The organism is Anoxynatronum buryatiense (assembly GCF_900182905.1).
GTDB lineage: Bacteria > Bacillota > Clostridia > Peptostreptococcales > Tindalliaceae > Anoxynatronum > Anoxynatronum buryatiense.
In genome coordinates this window covers 354,088-372,841 of record NZ_FXUF01000003.1, presented here as the reverse complement: position 1 = coordinate 372,841, position 18,754 = coordinate 354,088, and the positions used below count along the sequence as shown (strand labels likewise).

The following is an 18,754-nucleotide window of genomic DNA, read 5'->3' as shown; positions in this document are numbered from 1 at the left end:
GAATGAATTGATCAACTTGAATGACAAAAACCATGTACCGATTATTCTGACTATCGTTGTGATTGTCTTGATTATGATAATCGGCTTCACTTCCCATCAAAGGGAGCAAATATTCATTCTTGAGCGAGGCTTGGGAAATGTATTTTTACCTATACAGCGCATGATTTCAAAAGGGATGTCTCAGGTGGAGGAAAGCCTGGTTACTCTAATTCGCTCTTCGGATATTAAAGATGAAAACAATCAACTGAGAGCTATTAATGAGTCATTGCAGCATCAGCTTATAGAGCTTCAACTTACTCAGGAAGAATTATCTGAGTTGCAGCAGCTGCAGAGAACACTAAATAGTATAGACAGACGTGATGACTTCTTCCCGGTAACAGCCAATGTGATTGCAAAAAATCCCGGAAACTGGTTTGAAATGTTCACAATAGATGCGGGTTCACAACAAGGTGTTGAAAAAGACAGTGTTGTTATTGGCTCTGGAGGTTTGGTGGGTCGCGTCTATGAAACTGGTCATTTTTGGTCAAAGGTAATTGCCATCATAGATAACAGCAGCTCTGTTAGTTTTCAGGTATTGCGTGATGGCTCGCTTCAGGGAATTATTTCAGGAAGCGTTACCAATGAGCTATCAGGATATCTATTTGACCCAGATGCTGAAGTGGTCGTGGGAGATCAATTAATTACTTCAGGAATTGGTTTGTACCCAAAAGGAATTCTTATTGGTGAAGTTACAACGATTGACAGAACGCCTGATTTATTGCTTAAAAGTGTGAATGTTGAGCCGGCTGTTAACTTTAATCGACTAGATAAAGTGCTGGTTATCAGTCCGCGAACCATTGATGAATAGAGGCTGGATATGCAAAAATATGTGATTGCCTTTACTGTTCTGCTTTCCATCATTGCTGAATCTGCACTTTTTCCTTTTTTATCTATCAACGGTGTCGTACCCAATCTGACGTTGATTCTGGTCATCAGTTATGCCTTGTATGAAGAAGAAGGCAATGCCGGACTGATCGGTTTACTTGCAGGGTTGACAAAGGATATTGTAGTTGGGCGCATCATTGGAGTCAGTGCCATCAGTTTTATGCTTACCGGTTATTTTGTTGCTCACTACAATCGGAAGATATTTGCTGAACATGTGACTACCCCACTGATTTTAGTCATGTTGGCGACTCTATTTCATGAAAGCATTTACCTGCTTTTTGTATTTTTGTTAGGTTATCAGGTTGATCTTTTATATGCGATCCATCAGGTTTGGATGATTCAGTTCCTCTATCAGTTAATCATGACGATTCCTGTCTATGCATTTGTTCGCAAGTTATTGCAGTGGCATGTGATGAAGAAGCAATACTGAGGTGAAACCAATGTTCAACAATTTTAACAGACGTTTCGTTGTCATTTTTATCATGTTTGTTTTATTCTTTTTAATCATCATATTTCGATTGGCCAGTCTGATGATTGCAGAAGGAGAAGGGCATCGAGAGTATGCAGAAAACAGAATTGTCAAGAGTATTACTATTAGCGCTCCGAGAGGAGAAATTCGTGATAGGTATGGGCGCTTATTGGCTGGTAATCGTCCCAGTTTTGCGGTGGAGATATCCAAGAATGAGCTGGTAGACGATCAGATTAACGAAATTAGCGCTCAATTAATCCGAATATTTGAGAAAAATGGTGACAGTTATCTTGATGAATTTCCTATTAAGTATAATGGTCATCGATTTTTCTATACTTTTGATCAGGAAATTGAAAAATGGAAGGATGATTATGACATCCCCCAATGGTATCAGGCAAAAGAAGCCTTTGATCTTTTGCGAATACGCTATGAGATAGATGAAACTGATCCAGCTTTGATACAGCAGCAACTTTTAGCTATTCCAGAACTAACAATCCCCATTTCAATTCGAACATGGAAATTTACACAGGAAATGCAAAAGGATCAATGGCTTCAAAAATTTTTCATTCCAGATGAGCACCATCGAGCTGACGAGGCATTTTATTGGTTGAGAAATGAACGCTTTCGCATTCCTGAATCACTTTCAGACGATGATGCACGAAAAATAATGGCTATGCGGGAACAGATTGATACTCAACTTCCGGGGTTTATGCAATACCAACCAGTTAAAATTGCACAGGACATTTCTCAACAGTCAGTGACGATGGTTGAGGAAATGATTTTTGATTTGCCTGGTGTTAGTATTGTGGTAGAGCCAGTGCGCACATATCCAGAAAATGAATCTGCTGCCCATATTTTGGGAAATCTTGGAAAAATTTCTCAGCAAAATGAAATTGAACACTACATTAATGAGCATGGATACCTCCCGAGTGATATAATTGGTAAAACCGGAATTGAACACAGCTTTGAATCTTCGCTAAAGGGAACAGATGGTTCTCAAAGAGTGGTTGTTGATTCCAAAGGGCGACTGGTAAGAATTCTCGAAAAAGAAGAACCCATCCCTGGCGAAACAGTATTTTTGACAATTGATATTGAATTTCAAAAAAAAGTAGAACAAATTTTAGAAGATGTATTGTTGACCATTCAGGAGGGCGGCAGCTATGATACTCAATGGGGAAGCAATCGTTTGGTTGGAACACAAGGACCCCGTCGAAACGCAAATGCAGGAGCAGTTGTCGTAACCGATGTGAAAACTGGCGAGGTACTGGCGATGGCCAGTTACCCGGCTTACGATCCAAATCTTTTTGTAACAGGTATAAGTAGCGAAAACTGGAACAGTTTAATGCCGGATAATCCGAGAGATCCGCTGGCACCACGTCCACTAATGAATATTGCAATGTCCACTGCAGTACAGCCCGGTTCCACATACAAGATGCTGGTCGGCCTTGCTGGCTTGGAACAGGGACTCAGTCCAGATTATCGAATACAGGACCGGGGTTATATTCAAGTGGGAGAGCATTCCTTTGGGAACTGGCTCTGGAACCAGAGTCGTCAAACCATGGGAAACCAAAATTTGTATGAGGCAATAGCATTTTCTAACAACTATTACTTTTACAGTGTTGCAAATGCCTATGACTATAGTAAAAATCGCGCCCTTCCCTTTGAAATGAATATTGATACACTGGTGAACTACGCCCATTTATTTGGTTTGGATGATCCTACAGGTATTGAGATACAAATTCCAAGAGAACGATTTGGAGGTGTTCCCAATCCCGACACCAAGGCTCGGACAGTCAAAGCGATGCTGCGCAATCATCTTAATCGAATCATGAGTCTGGATGATTTAGATGAAACTAAAGTGGAACTGAATGACGCTAATCTTCGGGAAGTCATAGAACAGCTTGTTGCCATTGCAGACGACAACCCGCCCAGATATCAGGTATATCGTCATATATTAGATGCTGGCATTCGGGAAGAAAGAGCTAATGCCATCACTGACCTCGTTAAATATAGCTATTATAACCAGACGAATTGGTCTCTTGCAGACACCATGAACTTCGCCATAGGACAAGGTAGTCATGCTTACACACCTTTACAAATGGCGAATTATATGGCGACATTAGCGAATGGGGGCATTCGTCATCAGGTGAGCATTGTTAAACAGGTTATTTCTCAGGAGACCGGGCAGAAGAAAGTGACAGAGAGACAGTTGCCGGAAGCATTGAAGTTGAATAACCCCGATAACCTTGTACACATTCGCAGAGGGATGTATGATGCTACTATTACAGGTGGTGCCCGTAACTACTTTACACAGTTTCCGGTTAAAGTAGCGGCTAAAACCGGTACCGCTCAAAGAGAAGGTAAAATTCCACCAGCTGACGAGGTCGTATATTTAAAAACCCATTTATCGGCGTTTCGCGTGAATGAATTGGAAGTTGATGAATTGACTCAACAACTGATGAGTGAGAATCGAGACAATTATTTGTTCCAGGATGAAGGTTACGCCATGAGAGAAGCCATCAAGCTATTGAATCCATCCATTCGAAACAGCGATCTTGATCAGTTTAAGGATGATTATGATAACTTTTCATGGTTTACTGGGTTCGCACCCTATGAAGATCCTCAAATAGCGATTGCTGTGTTAGTTTTCCAGGGTGGGTCTGGAGGTTATGGCGCACCCATTTTCAGAGAAATTGTTGCAGAATATCTTGGACTGAATCAGGAGACTCATAATGTTTCAAACGCATTTAATAGTTTTCAGACAGAATAGGATTATGGTAAGATGATAGCGATAGATAAACATCTTGCGGAGTTTTCGAAGGACATCGTTACTGATGCGGTGAATATAGTCTATGTAGCCAGGAGGTGTTTACGATGCCAACAGGAGAGGGTACCGTTGAATTTAAAGGAACTGGAAGCGGTCTGACCATCCGTGTTCATTTAAATCAACCCTATGAAACCATTAAAGAAATGATTCGACATAGAATTGATGAAAAACCTGCTTTTTACACGGGAGCCACATTGGCCGCTGTCACATGCGAAGGAGTATCAGAGGAAACGAGGCAGGAGCTTGAGAATTGGTTGGCATCTGACTATCAAATGACCCTCAATGCACAAAAAAATCACGAAAAAGAACGGGAGATTTCGCGTAAAACAATAGCAGTTTCAGATGACGAAGAGAAGAATGCTGCACTGACACTGCTGCAAAACTTCAATCAGCAAAATCCTAAATTTGTTCAGGGGACAATGCGCTCCGGGCAAAAAGTGGATCATAATGGTGACGTCATTGTTTTGGGAGATGTGAATCCTGGAGCAGAGATTTATGCCGGCGGCAATATTGTCGTTATGGGAAATTTAAGGGGAACAGCACATGCCGGTTTAAACGGACAGGAGAATGCGTTTGTGGCAGCATTGATACTGCAACCAACACAGCTGAGAATTAATCAACTGATCACACGATCGCCGGATGATGTGCCTGAAAAAGTTTGGAATCCTGAGATAGCAAAAATAAAAGATCAGGTGATTTGTGTTGAACCATTTTTATCAAGAAATCGCGAAAATGATTAGGAGGGGAATAAATGGGAGAAGTGTTAGTCATTACATCTGGTAAGGGTGGAGTAGGCAAGACCACCACGACAGCTAATTTGGGAACCGGATTAGCCCAGCTGGGGAAAAAAGTAGTAGTGATTGATGCTGACATTGGGTTGCGAAATTTGGATGTCGTGCTTGGACTGGAGAATCGAATTGTATATGATCTGGTGGATGTGATTGAAGGAACCTGTCGGTTAAAGCAGGCTCTGATTAAAGATAAGCGCTACCCGGACCTCTTCCTGTTGCCAGCGGCGCAAACAAGAGATAAAAATGCCATCAACCCTGAACAAATGATTGCGCTTCATGAAGACCTTAAAGAAATTTTTGATTTTATTTTGGTCGATTGCCCTGCTGGAATTGAGCAAGGATTCAAGAACGCCATAGCAGGTGCAGACCGGGCGGTTGTTGTAACAACACCGGAAATTTCTGCGGTGAGAGATGCTGACCGCATTATCGGATTACTGGAAGCCGCTGAGTTGCGTAATCCAAAGCTGATTATTAACCGTATTAAAATCGATATGGTAAAAAATGGTGACATGATGAATATCGAAGATATGCTTGATATTTTGGCTATTGATTTGTTAGGTGTTGTGCCTGATGATCCGGCGATCGTTATTTCCACCAATCGTGGCGAACCTGTTGTAGATGGATCGCAATCTTATGCGGGACAGGCATTTCGCAATATAGCAAGACGTATATCTGGTGAAGATGTACCTTTTCTTGATTTGGAACTACAGGATAATTTCATTCATCGCCTTAAGAAAATACTTGGATTTGCCAGATAAATGTTAGAAAGGGGGATGTTCTGTGGATTTTTTCAAGTTTTTTATGGGTGAAAGCAAAAAAAGCAAAAATGTCGCCAAAGAAAGACTGAAGTTGGTGCTGGTCCATGATCGGGCAGACTGTTCTCAAGATTTTCTGGACGCAATTAAAGGTGATTTAATCAGAGTGATTTCTGACTACATGGTTATTGATGAAAATGAACTCGATATTCGGATGACACGAACCAAGCGCGATACCGATGATGCGATGGTGCCGGCTCTGGTGGCAAACATCCCCATCAAACAGATGAAAGATCGGAAAAGATAATGGAACAGGAGAGATGCATGAATATCGCACTGATTGCACACGACAATAAAAAGGATATGCTGGTCAATTTTGCCATAGCCTATGAGCAAATACTTTCCAGACATGCTATTTTTGCCACTGGTACTACCGGAAAACGCGTGATGGAAAGCACTAATTTAAAAGTGCATCGATTTTTATCCGGACCAATGGGGGGAGATCAACAAATAGGAGCTGAAATTGCCAATAATCGCATGGATTTAGTTATTTTTCTTCGCGATCCCATGACAGCCCAGCCCCACGAACCGGATATTCAAGCATTAATTCGCTTGTGTGATGTACACCTTATACCGGTAGCCACGAATATTGCCAGTGCTGAAATTATGCTAAAAGCTCTTGAACGCGGTGATTTTCGGTGGCGCCAATATTTGCACAAATACGAATCGACAGCTCGATAAATAGGAAGAATGACAGAAGACTATTGACTCAAATGGTCTTTTTTGTCTTGTGGAGAGTATAAGCAACCAATGGAGGATATAATGAACACTCAACTGGAAAGTCTTTTGAAAAAAGTGGAAAAACCTGCACGCTATATAGGCAATGAGTTCAACAGTTTTCATAAAAAAGTGGAAACTGAAACAATCAGATTTGCATGGTGTTTTCCTGATTTGTACGAAATTGGCATGAGTCATTTGGGCAGTCTGATTATGTACCATCTGCTTAATGAACAGCATGACATATTTTGCGAACGGTGCTATACCCCTGCACAGGACATGGAAACAGCAATGGCTGAACAAAAAATGCCTCTTTTTAGCCTTGAATCTACGACGCCTTTGCATCAATTCCATTTTATTGGTTTTACACTTCAATATGAACTGAGCTATACCAATATTTTGCATATGTTGACATTGGCCAATATTCCGCTGTTGGCATCAGAACGAAAATCAACCGATCCCCTTGTCATTTTGGGAGGTCCATGTGCCTACAATCCCGAACCATTGGCAGAAATAGCTGATTTGATTGTTATTGGAGAAGCAGAGGAAGTGATCCTTGAGATCATGGAAGCTTTCAGAGTTCATCGACAGGATAGAGACAGTTTCTTGATAGCGTGTGCATCACTTCAAGGTGTATATGTTCCCAGTTTATATGAATCGATTTACGATGAAAAAACAGGAAAATTTCTTAAGACCTGCCCAGTCAATGAGAGTGCACCTGTTCAAATAAAGAAACGTATCATTCAAAATCTTGACACTGTTTTTTATCCTCAAAAGCCTTTAGTACCGTACCTAAATGTTGTTCATGACCGTGCAACCATTGAACTTTTTAGAGGGTGTATTCGAGGCTGTCGCTTTTGCCAGGCAGGCGTTCTCTACCGACCCGTTCGAGAGAAGTCACTAAGCGTATTAATTGATGATGCACAAACCATTATTCAGGAAACCGGTTATGAAGAGCTGTCGCTTTCCTCATTAAGCACCAGTGACTATAGTCAGCTAAAGAATCTGACAGAAGCACTGACCGCCCAATTTTGTGATGATCGAGTGGGTTTATCATTGCCGTCTCTAAGACTGGATAACATGACAATGGAAATCCTGAAAGAAGTGCAGAAAGTGCGAAAATCTGGACTCACCTTTGCCCCAGAGGCTGGGAGCCAAAGAATGAGAGATGTGATTAACAAAGGAATTTCTGAGGAGGATCTCGTTACCGCGGTGAAAAATGCCTATGAGGCCGGCTGGAGCCAGGTAAAACTGTACTTTATGATTGGTCTTCCAACCGAAACCGATGAAGACGTAGAAGCGATTTATCAATTGGTATCAAAACTTGATCACGAAGTCTTTCAGAAAAGAGACAAACAATTGACGCACCCCTTGAGAATTAGTGTCAGTGTTTCGAATTTTGTCCCAAAGCCTTTCACACCGTTTCAATGGGTTCCCCAAGACACAATTGAAGCCTTTGACGCGAAACATCAGTTGCTGAAAGAAAAATTTCGCCACCGCCGATCCATCAGTTTTAACTATCATGATGCACAAACAAGTTTTCTTGAAGGCGTCTTTGCCCGTGGGGACCGACGTCTGGGAAGAGTGTTGCTGAAAGCATACCAAATGGGTTGTCGGTTTGACGGATGGGCAGAACACTTCAACTTTCAACGTTGGATGGAAGCGTTTGAAGCCTGTGGGATTGATCCCCTACAGTATACAACTGGAAAGCGTTTGATCGATGAAGCGCTTCCGTGGGATCATATTGATGTGATAGTGACAAAAGCATTCCTTCAAAAGGAGTACAATAAGTCAATTCAGGGAGAAACAACACCGCATTGCCGTTCAAGTTGTAGCGCTTGTGGGTTTCAGCAAACTCATCTGGGGGGGATCTGTCCATGATGATACGTGCTCGTTATTCCAAAACAGGCCATATGAGATTCCTGTCTCACCTTGATTTGGTTCGTCTTTTTGAAAGAGCGTTTCGGCGTGCGAAAATGCCCTTGGTATTCACTCAGGGCTATAATCCACATCCAATCATTTCTTTTGCTGCACCTTTGAGTGTGGGAGTTGGGAGTATCGCTGAGTATGTGGATGTGCAATTAGCGGAACCAGTGTCACCTGATACTTTTGTTCATCTCATGAATGAAATTCTTCCGCCGGGCATTGTGATCATGCAAGCAACAACGAAAGACTCCAAAGCATCTGATTCTTTAATGCAGGAAGCAGCAATCATGCAATATTCACTGACTTTCAAGTCTGCAAATCCCTTGGAACGCACTTCTTTGCAAGAATCTCATCAACATTTTCTGGAACTGGAAGAGTTGGTGATTGAAAAGAAACAGAAAAAGAAAAACAAACAGCGCCACCGACGAAATACTGAAAAAGTTAAGCGAATCGATATTGTGCCTTTTCTATATAAATGCACCTATGAAATCTTGGAAGAAGATACCATCATACTGAAACTTTCCATTTATGTGACTGAAAACGGCACCATCAAACCTGGTTTAATTTTGCAGCAGTGGCTTGAACACTGTCGTCTAAACATAGATTCAGATAGTCTGACAATCAAAAGAACTGAAATTTACCGCAAGACTGAATCTGGCTTTGAACCGATTCTTCCAGTAGTGAACGCATCAACCTAAAAAGTTTGTTTAAGATCTTTGGTTATCAGCTCAACATACCAGAAAGTAGGGTAATCATGAATCAAATCATTGCTGATGTGGGTGTATATGAAACAAGGGCAGCAGTGGTTCAAAATGGACGTATTATAGAAATGCATGTTGAAAGACACAACCAACGAAGTCTCGTGAATAATATCTACACCGGTCAAATCGTGAATCGACTGCCTGGTATGCAAACCATATTTGTTGATGCAGGATTAAGCAAGAACATATTTATCTATCAGGAAGACTTGACGGTGCCTTTCAACGATTTGCATGAAGGTGATTTTATACTGCTGCAAATTACGAAAGATGCTTTTGGTGAAAAAGGACCTAAAGGAACCATGCGAATGGCTATTCCGGGACGGTTTCTGATCATGCTGCCCAATGATAACCACATAGGCATCTCACATAAAATTAGCGATCATAATGAACGATCTCGTCTTGAAAATTGGGCACAAACCATACTTAACAACAATAATGGCATGATCATTAGAACTGCTGCCTCTGAACAAAATTTAAAAGCTTTAACGAAAGACTGGCAACATCTTCAATCTGTATGGCAACATATTGCAAACGAAAGCAAGCAGTCAATCAAAAAAATAGTATACCGTGAACAGTCGCTGCTGCCTCGCTTGTTGCGAGATACAGCCAATCAAAACACTGACCGCATTCAGATTAATGATTGTGAAGAAGCGCAACAACTTAAATCTTTATGCCAATTCACACAGCCAGATTTATTAGCTGTTTTTCAAGAAACTGGATCGGGTTCAAGTCCGTTTAGTGATGAAAATCTTGAACTTGAATGGCAAAGGTTGTTGAGTTCTGAAGTGCAACTCGAAAACGGTGGAACACTTGCCATAAATGCGACAGAGGCATTAACAGTGATTGATGTTAATAGCGGCCGGTATATTGGCAGCCATGGTTTTGAAGAGACGGCGCTGCAGGTGAATATTGCTGCAGCTATTGAAATTGCTCATCAGCTGAGGGTGCGCGATATCGGTGGGATTATTCTAATTGACTTTATTGATATGAAAAAAGAGACAAACAATGAAAAGGTGCTGGAAACTCTGAACAGAGCTTTGTCAGTTGACCGCCAAAAAACTGTTTTAGTGGGTATGACACAATTGGGATTGGTGGAAATGACAAGAAAAAGAAGCAGAAGCAATTTGAGTTCTCTCTATCAAACCACGTGTCCTTGCTGCCATGGTTCCGGTGCAATTTCATCAGTGCATTGGTTGGTATATGAGCTTGAAAAGGCCTTTAGACGCTATCAACAGCATTCTGAAATAAACGAAGCACATGTAACCTTGCATCCCACAAGATATCAGCAGTTGCGCACCCACGAACTGGATTTAACAACCTTGGCAAATGTTTACGGTTTAAACCTAAACCTGACACTTTCAAAGTCAATTGAAATTGAAGATTACACACTGTCTTTCCGTTGACAAACCAAGTGTTAGATGGTATAATTCAAATTTGTAGAAGCCGCACAAATCAGGTTTAAATTCTGAGAGCTGTATAATGCTTGAATGAACCTCAGATACCTTTATTTGGCGAGACTGGGATGAGGAGGTGTGACGATGTACGCAATCGTAGAAACTGGCGGTAAGCAATATCGAATTGAAGAAGGTTCCACCGTTGTAGTTGAAAAACTGGCTGTGTCAGAAGGTGAAAAAGTAGTCCTTGACCATGTGCTGGCTGTTTCAAAAGAAGGCTCTATCACAGTAGGTGAGCCTTTTGTGACAGGTGCTTCTGTAGAAGCTACCGTGATTGAAAATGGAAAATCCGACAAAGTGATTGTTTTCAAGTATAAGTCAAAAAAAGACTATCGTAGAAAACAGGGACACAGACAACCTTTCACTAAGTTAAAAATTGAAAGTATTAAAGCATAGGGATTACTGATGATCAACGTAAATGTGTGGCGTAATCCACAAAAACATATTGTACGCTATACTGTGAGTGGCCATTCGAACGTTGCGCCAACTGGCAAGGATATTGTTTGTGCAGCGGTATCTGTACTGGCTCAGACAACCATCATTGGTTTATATGAGGTATTGGGGCAAACACCTGAGTACAGCATAGAAGACGGGCTGTTAGAATGTACAATTAGTGAGGCATTAAACGAAACACAACGCAGAGAAGCAACTTTGTTGCTTGAAACAATGTTGCTGGGGATCCATAATATTCAGCAACAATATCCAGATATTATCGTCATTGATGACGAGGAGGTGTCATAATGATTTTTCAAATGAACTTGCAGCTGTTTGCCAGTAAAAAAGGTGTTGGTAGTTCTAAAAACGGACGCGACAGCATTTCCAAGCGACTGGGAACAAAAAAGAGTGATGGTCAGCTTGTTACTGCCGGAAATATTCTGGTGCGTCAACGCGGCACAAAAATCCATCCTGGATTAAACGTTGGTAAAGGTGGCGATGATACGCTATTTGCCATGATTGACGGGATCGTTAAATTCGAAAGAAAAGATAAAAAGAGAAAGCAGGTTAGCATTTATTCTGCTGAGACCCTGCAAGTACAGTAAGAGTTCAGCCGCCTGTCAGGCGGCTTTTTATTTAGCATAATAGATTTAATCATTGGTTGAATTGAAAGAAGGTGAATCATATGTTTGTTGATCATGCAGAAATCTCTTTGAAAGCCGGCGATGGTGGCAACGGCATTGTAGCGTTCAGAAGAGAAAAATATGTGCCGGATGGTGGTCCGGATGGCGGCGATGGTGGAAAGGGTGGCGATGTTTGGATCATAGCAGACAGCAACCTTAGAACACTTATGGATTTTCGGTATAAAAGACATTATAAAGCTGAAAAAGGTGAAGATGGCAGAAAAAAGAACATGTTCGGGAAAAGTGGGAATGATCTTGAGTTGCTGGTTCCATGTGGCACACTGATTATCAATAAGCAAACTGGTACTATGCTGGCTGATCTTGTGAATCCAGGTGATCGTTTTTTAGCTGCCAGAGGTGGTAAAGGCGGTAAAGGAAATGCACGCTTTAAGACACCCACACGACAGGCTCCACAATTTGCTACGGCGGGTGAGCAGGGTGAAGAAATTGAAGTCATGCTTGAACTGAAACTGATAGCTGATATAGGCCTTTTGGGCTTTCCAAATGTTGGCAAATCGACTCTGTTGTCTGTTATTTCTGAAGCCCGCCCCAAGATTGCCAATTATCATTTCACCACACTAACTCCAAATCTGGGAGTTGTGAAAGGAAAAGGCGGTGACAGTTTTGTGGTTGCCGACATTCCAGGGCTGATAGAAGGTGCATCGGAAGGTGTTGGGCTCGGGCACGATTTTTTAAGGCATATTGAACGAACAAAAGTATTAATACATGTGATTGATGCCGCCGGACTTGAGGGGCGTGATCCGGTGGATGACTATGAAAAATTGAATCTTGAATTATTTCAGTACGCAGAGGCTTTGAAAGAAAAACCCCAGATTATTGCAGCTAATAAAGTGGACCTACTTTTTGATGAAGATAAAATGGCCGTTTTGAAAGCCGGGTTTGAAGAGAAACAAAGGCCTTTTTATGTGATATCAGCAGCCACTGGTGCCGGTATCGATGAATTGATGACTGCAGCTGGAAAAATGCTGAAAGATGAGGAGCAGCGGCTTGAACATGAGGGTCCTTCCATCGAAACGACTGAGCGTGTTGTCAAACTTCCCCCAAAGGATATGGAGCGGTTTACCGTACGAAAGCAAGACGGTATTTACTTGGTTGAGGGAGACATGGTTAGAAAACTGATCTATTCACTTAACATGGAAAGCATGGACTCACTTTTGCACTTTTACCGTATTCTCGAAAAGCACGGTGTGATTGCCAGACTGAAAGAAATGGGTATTCACGAAGGTGATACAGTTCAAATCATGGAAGTTGAATTTGAGTTCACCGATCAAATGGACCCCGGACATTAGAAAGATGAATGAACAACAATCTGAGGTGGCATCATGGAAACGAGTGTTTTAAAACACATTGGTATCTTGGGTGGAACATTTGATCCTGTTCACCTGGGACATCTCACACTGGCTCAAGCGGCACTGAAAGAATGTAACCTTGATATTGTATACTTTGTGCCTGCCGGAGAACCACCACACAAAAATGGACACCTGATTACGCCAGTTGAACATCGGCAGAAAATGGTCGAGCTGGCAATTCAGAAACACCCATTCTTTGAGCTTTGTAACTTTGAAATAACGCGTCAAAAACCCAGCTATACAGTGCACCTGCTGAACCATTTGCGTCACAAACTTCCGGGTACAGAACTGTTTTTCATACTTGGGGCAGATTCATTATTGGAAATTGAAAGCTGGTATCACTTTGAAGAACTGTTTCAATTATCAAGGTTTATTGTTGTTAAAAGGGATAAAAGTACTGATACGGAACTATTGAACAGAGTTGCTTTTTTTCAGTCGGAATTTCATGCATCCATTCAACTAATACATGGTGTAAGAATGGATGTGTCGTCTTCGGAAATTCGGTCAAGGACTGCTGAAGGTCAGTCCATTCTTTCGATGACTCCGGAAACAGTTCAAGACTATATTAAACAGCATGGATTATACCAGAGCGAGACGAAAGGATACGCCAATGAACATCAATGAAGCACAGTTAAAGCACATTGAGCAAGTATTGGCAAAAAAAATGAAAGCCGGCCGATTCCAACACACAATGGGAGTGCGCACTGCTGCTTTGCGCCTGGCCGACCAATACGGAGCAGACCGTGACAAAACAGCGATGGCAGCATTGTTTCATGACTATGCAAAGGGTTTCAGTAAAAAAGAATTACTTCAGACCGTTCAGCGCTATCACCTGCAGCCTGATTCTCTTATGATTCAAGCCCATCAAATACTTCATGGAAGCGTTGCTGCTGCTATTGCACTTAATGAGTTTGGTATTGATGACGATGAAATTTTAAAAGCGATTGAATTTCACACCACGGGCCGGAAAAACATGGGAATTATTGAGAAAATTATTTATTTGGCTGATTTCATCGAAGAAGGGCGTGATTATTCTGGTGTTGTATTCCTTCGGGAGTTGGCCTATCGGGAGCTGGATCTGGCAGTATATCAGGCGCTTACAAACACAATGATTTATGTATTGGAAACAGGAAAACTGCTACATCCAAACACTGTAGAAGCGCGAAATCACATATTAAATGAACTTGGCGAAAAAAAGGTGAATGCTTTAAAATTAATGAGGGAGGGATTATATGGAAAAGACTCGGGAATTTCAACTGGTGGAATCTATCCTTAAGAGTATTGATGATAAAAAAGGGCAGCAACCAATTGTGTTGGATCTACGTGGCATTTCATCGCTTTGTGATTTTTTTGTTATTGCCAGTGCACCTTCAGCTCGTCAGGTAAAAGCCATTGCAGAAAATATCCGTGAAGATCTGGAAAACGTTGATATTGTTGTCAGACACCAAGAAGGATTAAAAGAGTCGCGTTGGATATTAATGGATTATGGTGATGTGGTGGTCCATCTTTTTATCACAGAAGATCGAGAGCATTACCAGTTGGAATCAATCTGGAAAGATGCACCAGTGCTTGATATTGACACAAATTGAGCCCATCATGTATAATAAGTTGAACTATGAGAGCATTACAAGAATATGAAAAATAGAAAAATGAATGAAATCTGTTATAATGGAATGGTGAAAGAACTAGTAGGCAAGCGTCACTTTCAGAGAACCGGTGGTTGCTGTGAATCGGTAGTGACAAATGGTGAACTCATCTTTTGCGCAGCGTTCCAGGGGTGGTTCCCATATCAGCCGGTTAAGTGGACTTTCTGTCAAACAGGGTGGTACCGCGGATTTCGATTCGTCCCTGTCCTGGACGGGAAGTTTTTTTGCATTCCCTTATTCTTTTGATTCATACTAATCTGTAATAAGAGGAGGATGACTATTGGCGACCTATGATTTTAATCACATTGAAACAAAATGGCAGCGCTATTGGGATGAGAATCAGGTTTTTGAATTGAATGGCTCTGATCGCCCTCAATACTATGCATTGGAAATGTTTCCTTATCCTTCAGGCAAAATTCATATGGGTCATGTGCGCAACTATTGTATTGGTGATGTGATTGCCCGCTTTAAAACGATGCAAGGTTACGACGTGTTGCATCCTATGGGGTGGGATGCTTTTGGTCTGCCTGCAGAAAATGCGGCAATTCAGCATCAGATTCACCCGGATACCTGGACAAAATCCAATATCAATGAAATGAAGGAACAGCTCAATCGCCTGGGATTAAGTTATGACTGGAGTCGTGAAGTTGCCACCTGTACACCGGACTACTATCGGTGGACGCAATGGATATTTCTCCAGTTCTATCATAAAGGGTTGGCATATAAAAAAGAATCCAGGGTCAACTGGTGCCCTTCTTGCGATACTGTATTAGCAAATGAGCAGGTTGTCGACGGCCAATGTGAACGGTGTGACAGTGCAGTTAATAAAAAAAATCTCAACCAATGGTATTTTAAAATTACTGATTATGCTGAAAAGCTTCTGGAAGACCTTGATTTACTGAAAGGCTGGCCGGATAAAGTTAAGACGATGCAATCAAACTGGATTGGAAAAAGTACTGGTGCAGATATTAAATTTCCAATTTCGGGCACTGATAAAGTTCTTACCGTTTTTACAACACGTCCCGATACAATTTTTGGTGCCACTTATATGGTACTGGCACCTGAACATGCAATTGTGGAAGAACTGGTTTCAGGTACATCTTACGAGAAAGGTGTACAGGATTTTGTTCACCAGTTACAACATTTGTCGGACGTGGAACGCACTTCTGCAGAAACTGAAAAAGAAGGCCGATTTACTGGTAGATACTGTTTAAATCCGTTTACAGGTCAGGAAATTCCAATCTACATTGCCAACTATGTTTTGGCTGATTATGGAACGGGTGCCATTATGGCTGTACCTGCCCATGATCAACGGGATCTTGACTTTGCAAACAAGTATGGTATATCTGTGATACCTGTGATACTTCCGCCTGAAACAGAAGAACCATACAAAATTGATTCTGATGCATATACCGGGCCGGGAACAATGATCAATTCTGGTCAATATAACGGAATGGAGAGTCAAGAAGCTTTTGACGCCATCTGTCAACAAATGGAGCAAGAAGGGATTGGTAAGCAAACCATCAGCTACCGATTACGCGACTGGCTTCTTTCCCGTCAGCGCTACTGGGGAGCACCCATCCCGGTGGTCTATTGTGATCATTGCGGTATTGTCCCTGTTCCTGAGAAAGATCTGCCGGTTACACTCCCGCTTGATGTTGCTTTCAGTGGAAAAGGAAAATCGCCGCTAACTACCAGCACTTCCTTTCTGAAGACAATATGTCCGACATGTGGCGAAGAAGCAACGAGAGAAACAGACACGATGGATACCTTTGTAGATTCTTCATGGTACTTCCTGAGGTACACAGACCCCCAAAACAGTGAAAAACCATTTGAAAAATCTTTGGCGAATCAATGGATGCCGGTTGACCAGTACATTGGCGGCGTCGAGCATGCCATCCTGCATTTGCTCTATTCTCGTTTCTTTATTAAGGTGATGAAGGATATTGGTTTGCTTGATTTTGATGAACCCTTCAATAATTTACTGACTCAGGGAATGGTTCTCAAAGATGGTGCAAAGATGTCCAAATCAAAAGGAAATGTCGTTAGCCCGGCAGAAATCATCAAGCTGTATGGTGCTGATACGGCACGATTGTTTGTTCTTTTTGCGGCTCCCCCCGAACGTGATTTGGAGTGGAGCGATCAGGGAGTAGAAGGGTGCTATCGATTTTTAAACCGAATTTGGCGACTGGTAACAGAAGCCAACAGCGACGCACTCATTCACCTTGAAAAAACACTGGAAACACCTGAAGATAAATCACTGCGATATAAAATTCATTACACAATTGCCAAAGTGACTGATGACGTAGAACAACGATTTAATTTCAATACAGCCATAAGTGCTGTCATGGAACTTGTCAATGAGCTTTATAAATATAAAGCTCAGAATAGAGAAAACATCAACGGACAGCTGTTGCAGGAAGGCATTGAGACCATGATTCAATTATTGGCGCCCTTTGCACCTCATATGATTGAGGAGTTGTGGCAGCTAATGGGTCATCGTGAAAGCGTTCACTTGGCTGCATGGCCAAAGGCAGACAAAAATGCGCTGGTGAAAGATGAAGTGGAGATTGTTGTGCAGGTTAATGGAAAGGTTAAAGAAAAGCTGACCATTTCTTCAAATCTTTCAAAAGAAGAAACTGAAAAACTGGCCATGGGACACGATAAAATTAGACAAACCATTGAAGGACAACAAGTAGTCCGAGTGATTGTCGTTCCAGGTAAACTGGTAAATATTGTTGTGAAGCCTTCCTGAGTAGTCGTTAGGAATGCAAAGAGAGGAAAGCGTTATGGAAACCATTAATCGAAAAAATCTACATCCTATTCTGAAGAGCATGATACCGCTGGTTGAATCCATCGGTAAAACATTTGGGAAAAACTGCGAAGTTGTACTTCACGAAATTGGTGATTCCTACAAAACTATCATTGCTATCCATAACGGCCATGTAACCGGGCGTTCGGTAGAGAGTCCCATGGTTAATGAAGGTCTTGAGTCGGTGCGAAACAAAGGCAATCATGCTGACCACATTCTGAACTACCAGAACAAAAGTTCAAATGGGAAGACGCTAAAATCTTCCACAATGCTGGTTCGGGATGAACAAGATCATGTAATAGGATGCCTTTGTATTAACCTGGATATATCTGAATTTATGATAGCACGAAAAGTACTTGAGGAAGTGACCTGGATTGAATCGCCGGAAGACCCGTTGGCAGTCGATCCCTCCAGCAGTAATGTCAATGATGTATTAAATCATCTGCTGACAGAAACCTTGGAAATCAGTGGAAAACCTGTTGCCTATATGAACAAGGAAGAAAAAGTGGCCATTGTTCGCAAACTTGATGAGCAGGGAGCATTTCTCATCAAAGGAGCTATTGATTCGGTGGCAAAAGTCTTGTGTGTTTCGCGTTACACCATCTATAATTATCTTGATGAGATTCGAGTTGACAGTTAAAATAAAGGAGGAAATCACCCATGAACCAAATGATTAGCACAGCAAAAGCACCAGCTGCCATTGGTCCTTATTCCCAGGCGGTGCAGGCAGGAAACATGATTTTTGTATCAGGTCAACTTCCATTAAATCCTGATACAATGGATTTTGTTTCAAATGACATACAGGATCAAACACGACAATGCCTGGATAATCTAATGGCCATTTTAGAAGCAGCTTCTTTTGCAAAAGACAGCATTGTCAAAGTAACCGTCTTTTTGAAAGATATGAATGATTTTGCCAAAATGAATGAAGTTTATGCCACTTTCTTCACCGATCATAAACCCGCCAGAGCTGCGGTTGAAGTCGCTCGCTTGCCTAAAGATGCTCAAGTGGAAATAGAAGCCATTGCCGTTAAAAGTGCCTGATTGATGATCAGAATGAACTTACACTGCACGTGAAAAGAAAAGCCCGGTTACGGCAGAAAATCTGCTCGTTACCGGGCTTT

Annotated in this window: 20 protein-coding genes; all 20 read left to right on the top strand. The window is 41.7% G+C overall.

Annotated features, from left to right (window positions below; translation table 11 throughout):
• Nucleotides 1-7: 7 nt before the first annotated feature.
• The 20 genes from mreC (at nt 8) to QOL74_RS06420 (ending at nt 18,674) form a co-directional block, all read left to right on the top strand.
• Nucleotides 8-847 carry a rod shape-determining protein MreC gene (mreC, locus tag QOL74_RS06515; protein ID WP_283408627.1) on the top strand — a complete coding sequence of 280 codons (840 nt, stop codon included), beginning with the start codon at nt 8-10 and terminating at the stop codon, nt 845-847.
• 9 nt (nt 848-856) lie between these two features.
• Entirely contained in the window at nt 857-1,354 is a 498-nt protein-coding gene (mreD, locus tag QOL74_RS06510) for a rod shape-determining protein MreD (protein ID WP_283408626.1), read from the top strand.
• A 10-nt stretch (nt 1,355-1,364) separates the two neighbouring features.
• Nucleotides 1,365-4,163, top strand: a complete 2,799-nt coding sequence (locus tag QOL74_RS06505; protein ID WP_283408681.1) for a penicillin-binding transpeptidase domain-containing protein — start codon at nt 1,365-1,367, stop codon at nt 4,161-4,163.
• A 104-nt stretch (nt 4,164-4,267) separates the two neighbouring features.
• On the top strand, nt 4,268-4,960 hold the full coding sequence (gene minC / locus QOL74_RS06500; RefSeq protein WP_283408625.1) for a septum site-determining protein MinC: 693 nt from the start codon (nt 4,268-4,270) through the stop codon (nt 4,958-4,960).
• 11 nt (nt 4,961-4,971) lie between these two features.
• The gene (minD, locus tag QOL74_RS06495; protein WP_283408624.1) at nt 4,972-5,769 is read left to right on the top strand and encodes a septum site-determining protein MinD; all 798 of its coding nucleotides are present in this window, start codon (nt 4,972-4,974) and stop codon (nt 5,767-5,769) included.
• 22 nt (nt 5,770-5,791) lie between these two features.
• Nucleotides 5,792-6,073, top strand: a complete 282-nt coding sequence (gene minE / locus QOL74_RS06490) for a cell division topological specificity factor MinE (RefSeq protein WP_283408623.1) — start codon at nt 5,792-5,794, stop codon at nt 6,071-6,073.
• A 17-nt stretch (nt 6,074-6,090) separates the two neighbouring features.
• A complete protein-coding gene (gene mgsA, locus QOL74_RS06485; RefSeq protein ID WP_283408622.1) occupies nt 6,091-6,507 on the top strand; it encodes a methylglyoxal synthase in 417 nt (138 codons plus the stop codon).
• A gap of 81 nt (nt 6,508-6,588) precedes the next feature.
• Nucleotides 6,589-8,424, top strand: a complete 1,836-nt coding sequence (locus tag QOL74_RS06480) for a TIGR03960 family B12-binding radical SAM protein (protein ID WP_283408621.1) — start codon at nt 6,589-6,591, stop codon at nt 8,422-8,424.
• Nucleotides 8,421-9,167, top strand: coding sequence for a TIGR03936 family radical SAM-associated protein (locus tag QOL74_RS06475; protein WP_283408620.1), 747 nt, complete (start codon nt 8,421-8,423; stop codon nt 9,165-9,167). The genes QOL74_RS06480 and QOL74_RS06475 overlap by 4 nt, the downstream gene beginning before the upstream one ends.
• 56 nt (nt 9,168-9,223) lie before the next feature.
• Nucleotides 9,224-10,633 carry an Rne/Rng family ribonuclease gene (locus QOL74_RS06470; RefSeq protein ID WP_283408619.1) on the top strand — a complete coding sequence of 470 codons (1,410 nt, stop codon included), beginning with the start codon at nt 9,224-9,226 and terminating at the stop codon, nt 10,631-10,633.
• Nucleotides 10,634-10,768: 135 nt separating this feature from the next.
• A complete protein-coding gene (rplU, locus tag QOL74_RS06465; protein WP_283408618.1) occupies nt 10,769-11,080 on the top strand; it encodes a 50S ribosomal protein L21 in 312 nt (103 codons plus the stop codon).
• A 9-nt stretch (nt 11,081-11,089) separates the two neighbouring features.
• Nucleotides 11,090-11,425 carry a ribosomal-processing cysteine protease Prp gene (locus QOL74_RS06460; protein ID WP_283408617.1) on the top strand — a complete coding sequence of 112 codons (336 nt, stop codon included), beginning with the start codon at nt 11,090-11,092 and terminating at the stop codon, nt 11,423-11,425.
• A gap of 2 nt (nt 11,426-11,427) precedes the next feature.
• Nucleotides 11,428-11,724 (top strand): 50S ribosomal protein L27, encoded by a 297-nt coding sequence (gene rpmA / locus QOL74_RS06455; protein WP_283408680.1) that lies wholly within the window; start codon nt 11,428-11,430, stop codon nt 11,722-11,724.
• 80 nt (nt 11,725-11,804) lie between these two features.
• Nucleotides 11,805-13,112, top strand: a complete 1,308-nt coding sequence (obgE, locus tag QOL74_RS06450) for a GTPase ObgE (RefSeq protein WP_283408616.1) — start codon at nt 11,805-11,807, stop codon at nt 13,110-13,112.
• 33 nt (nt 13,113-13,145) lie between these two features.
• Nucleotides 13,146-13,796 carry a nicotinate-nucleotide adenylyltransferase gene (gene nadD, locus QOL74_RS06445; protein ID WP_283408615.1) on the top strand — a complete coding sequence of 217 codons (651 nt, stop codon included), beginning with the start codon at nt 13,146-13,148 and terminating at the stop codon, nt 13,794-13,796.
• A complete protein-coding gene (yqeK, locus tag QOL74_RS06440; protein WP_283408614.1) occupies nt 13,783-14,448 on the top strand; it encodes a bis(5'-nucleosyl)-tetraphosphatase (symmetrical) YqeK in 666 nt (221 codons plus the stop codon). Before nadD ends, yqeK begins: the two co-directional genes overlap by 14 nt.
• Entirely contained in the window at nt 14,405-14,761 is a 357-nt protein-coding gene (gene rsfS / locus QOL74_RS06435) for a ribosome silencing factor (RefSeq protein ID WP_283408613.1), read from the top strand. Before yqeK ends, rsfS begins: the two co-directional genes overlap by 44 nt.
• Nucleotides 14,762-15,098: 337 nt before the next feature.
• Nucleotides 15,099-17,573, top strand: coding sequence for a leucine--tRNA ligase (leuS, locus tag QOL74_RS06430; RefSeq protein ID WP_283408612.1), 2,475 nt, complete (start codon nt 15,099-15,101; stop codon nt 17,571-17,573).
• A gap of 34 nt (nt 17,574-17,607) precedes the next feature.
• Nucleotides 17,608-18,270, top strand: coding sequence for a helix-turn-helix transcriptional regulator (locus QOL74_RS06425; protein ID WP_283408611.1), 663 nt, complete (start codon nt 17,608-17,610; stop codon nt 18,268-18,270).
• A 20-nt stretch (nt 18,271-18,290) separates the two neighbouring features.
• Nucleotides 18,291-18,674 (top strand): RidA family protein, encoded by a 384-nt coding sequence (locus tag QOL74_RS06420; RefSeq protein ID WP_283408610.1) that lies wholly within the window; start codon nt 18,291-18,293, stop codon nt 18,672-18,674.
• The last annotated feature ends 80 nt before the right edge of the window (nt 18,675-18,754 follow it).

Coding starts and splice junctions, on each gene's coding strand:
- QOL74_RS06460 (WP_283408617.1), top strand. CDS start 11,090: ATGATCAACGTAAATGTGTGGCGTAATCCACAAAAACATATTGTACGC.
- rsfS (WP_283408613.1), top strand. CDS start 14,405: ATGGAAAAGACTCGGGAATTTCAACTGGTGGAATCTATCCTTAAGAGT.
- QOL74_RS06425 (WP_283408611.1), top strand. CDS start 17,608: ATGGAAACCATTAATCGAAAAAATCTACATCCTATTCTGAAGAGCATG.
- QOL74_RS06420 (WP_283408610.1), top strand. CDS start 18,291: ATGAACCAAATGATTAGCACAGCAAAAGCACCAGCTGCCATTGGTCCT.
- rplU (WP_283408618.1), top strand. CDS start 10,769: ATGTACGCAATCGTAGAAACTGGCGGTAAGCAATATCGAATTGAAGAA.
- minC (WP_283408625.1), top strand. CDS start 4,268: ATGCCAACAGGAGAGGGTACCGTTGAATTTAAAGGAACTGGAAGCGGT.
- QOL74_RS06505 (WP_283408681.1), top strand. CDS start 1,365: ATGTTCAACAATTTTAACAGACGTTTCGTTGTCATTTTTATCATGTTT.
- minD (WP_283408624.1), top strand. CDS start 4,972: ATGGGAGAAGTGTTAGTCATTACATCTGGTAAGGGTGGAGTAGGCAAG.
- obgE (WP_283408616.1), top strand. CDS start 11,805: ATGTTTGTTGATCATGCAGAAATCTCTTTGAAAGCCGGCGATGGTGGC.
- mreD (WP_283408626.1), top strand. CDS start 857: ATGCAAAAATATGTGATTGCCTTTACTGTTCTGCTTTCCATCATTGCT.
- QOL74_RS06475 (WP_283408620.1), top strand. CDS start 8,421: ATGATGATACGTGCTCGTTATTCCAAAACAGGCCATATGAGATTCCTG.
- mgsA (WP_283408622.1), top strand. CDS start 6,091: ATGAATATCGCACTGATTGCACACGACAATAAAAAGGATATGCTGGTC.
- QOL74_RS06480 (WP_283408621.1), top strand. CDS start 6,589: ATGAACACTCAACTGGAAAGTCTTTTGAAAAAAGTGGAAAAACCTGCA.
- nadD (WP_283408615.1), top strand. CDS start 13,146: ATGGAAACGAGTGTTTTAAAACACATTGGTATCTTGGGTGGAACATTT.
- yqeK (WP_283408614.1), top strand. CDS start 13,783: ATGAACATCAATGAAGCACAGTTAAAGCACATTGAGCAAGTATTGGCA.
- QOL74_RS06470 (WP_283408619.1), top strand. CDS start 9,224: ATGAATCAAATCATTGCTGATGTGGGTGTATATGAAACAAGGGCAGCA.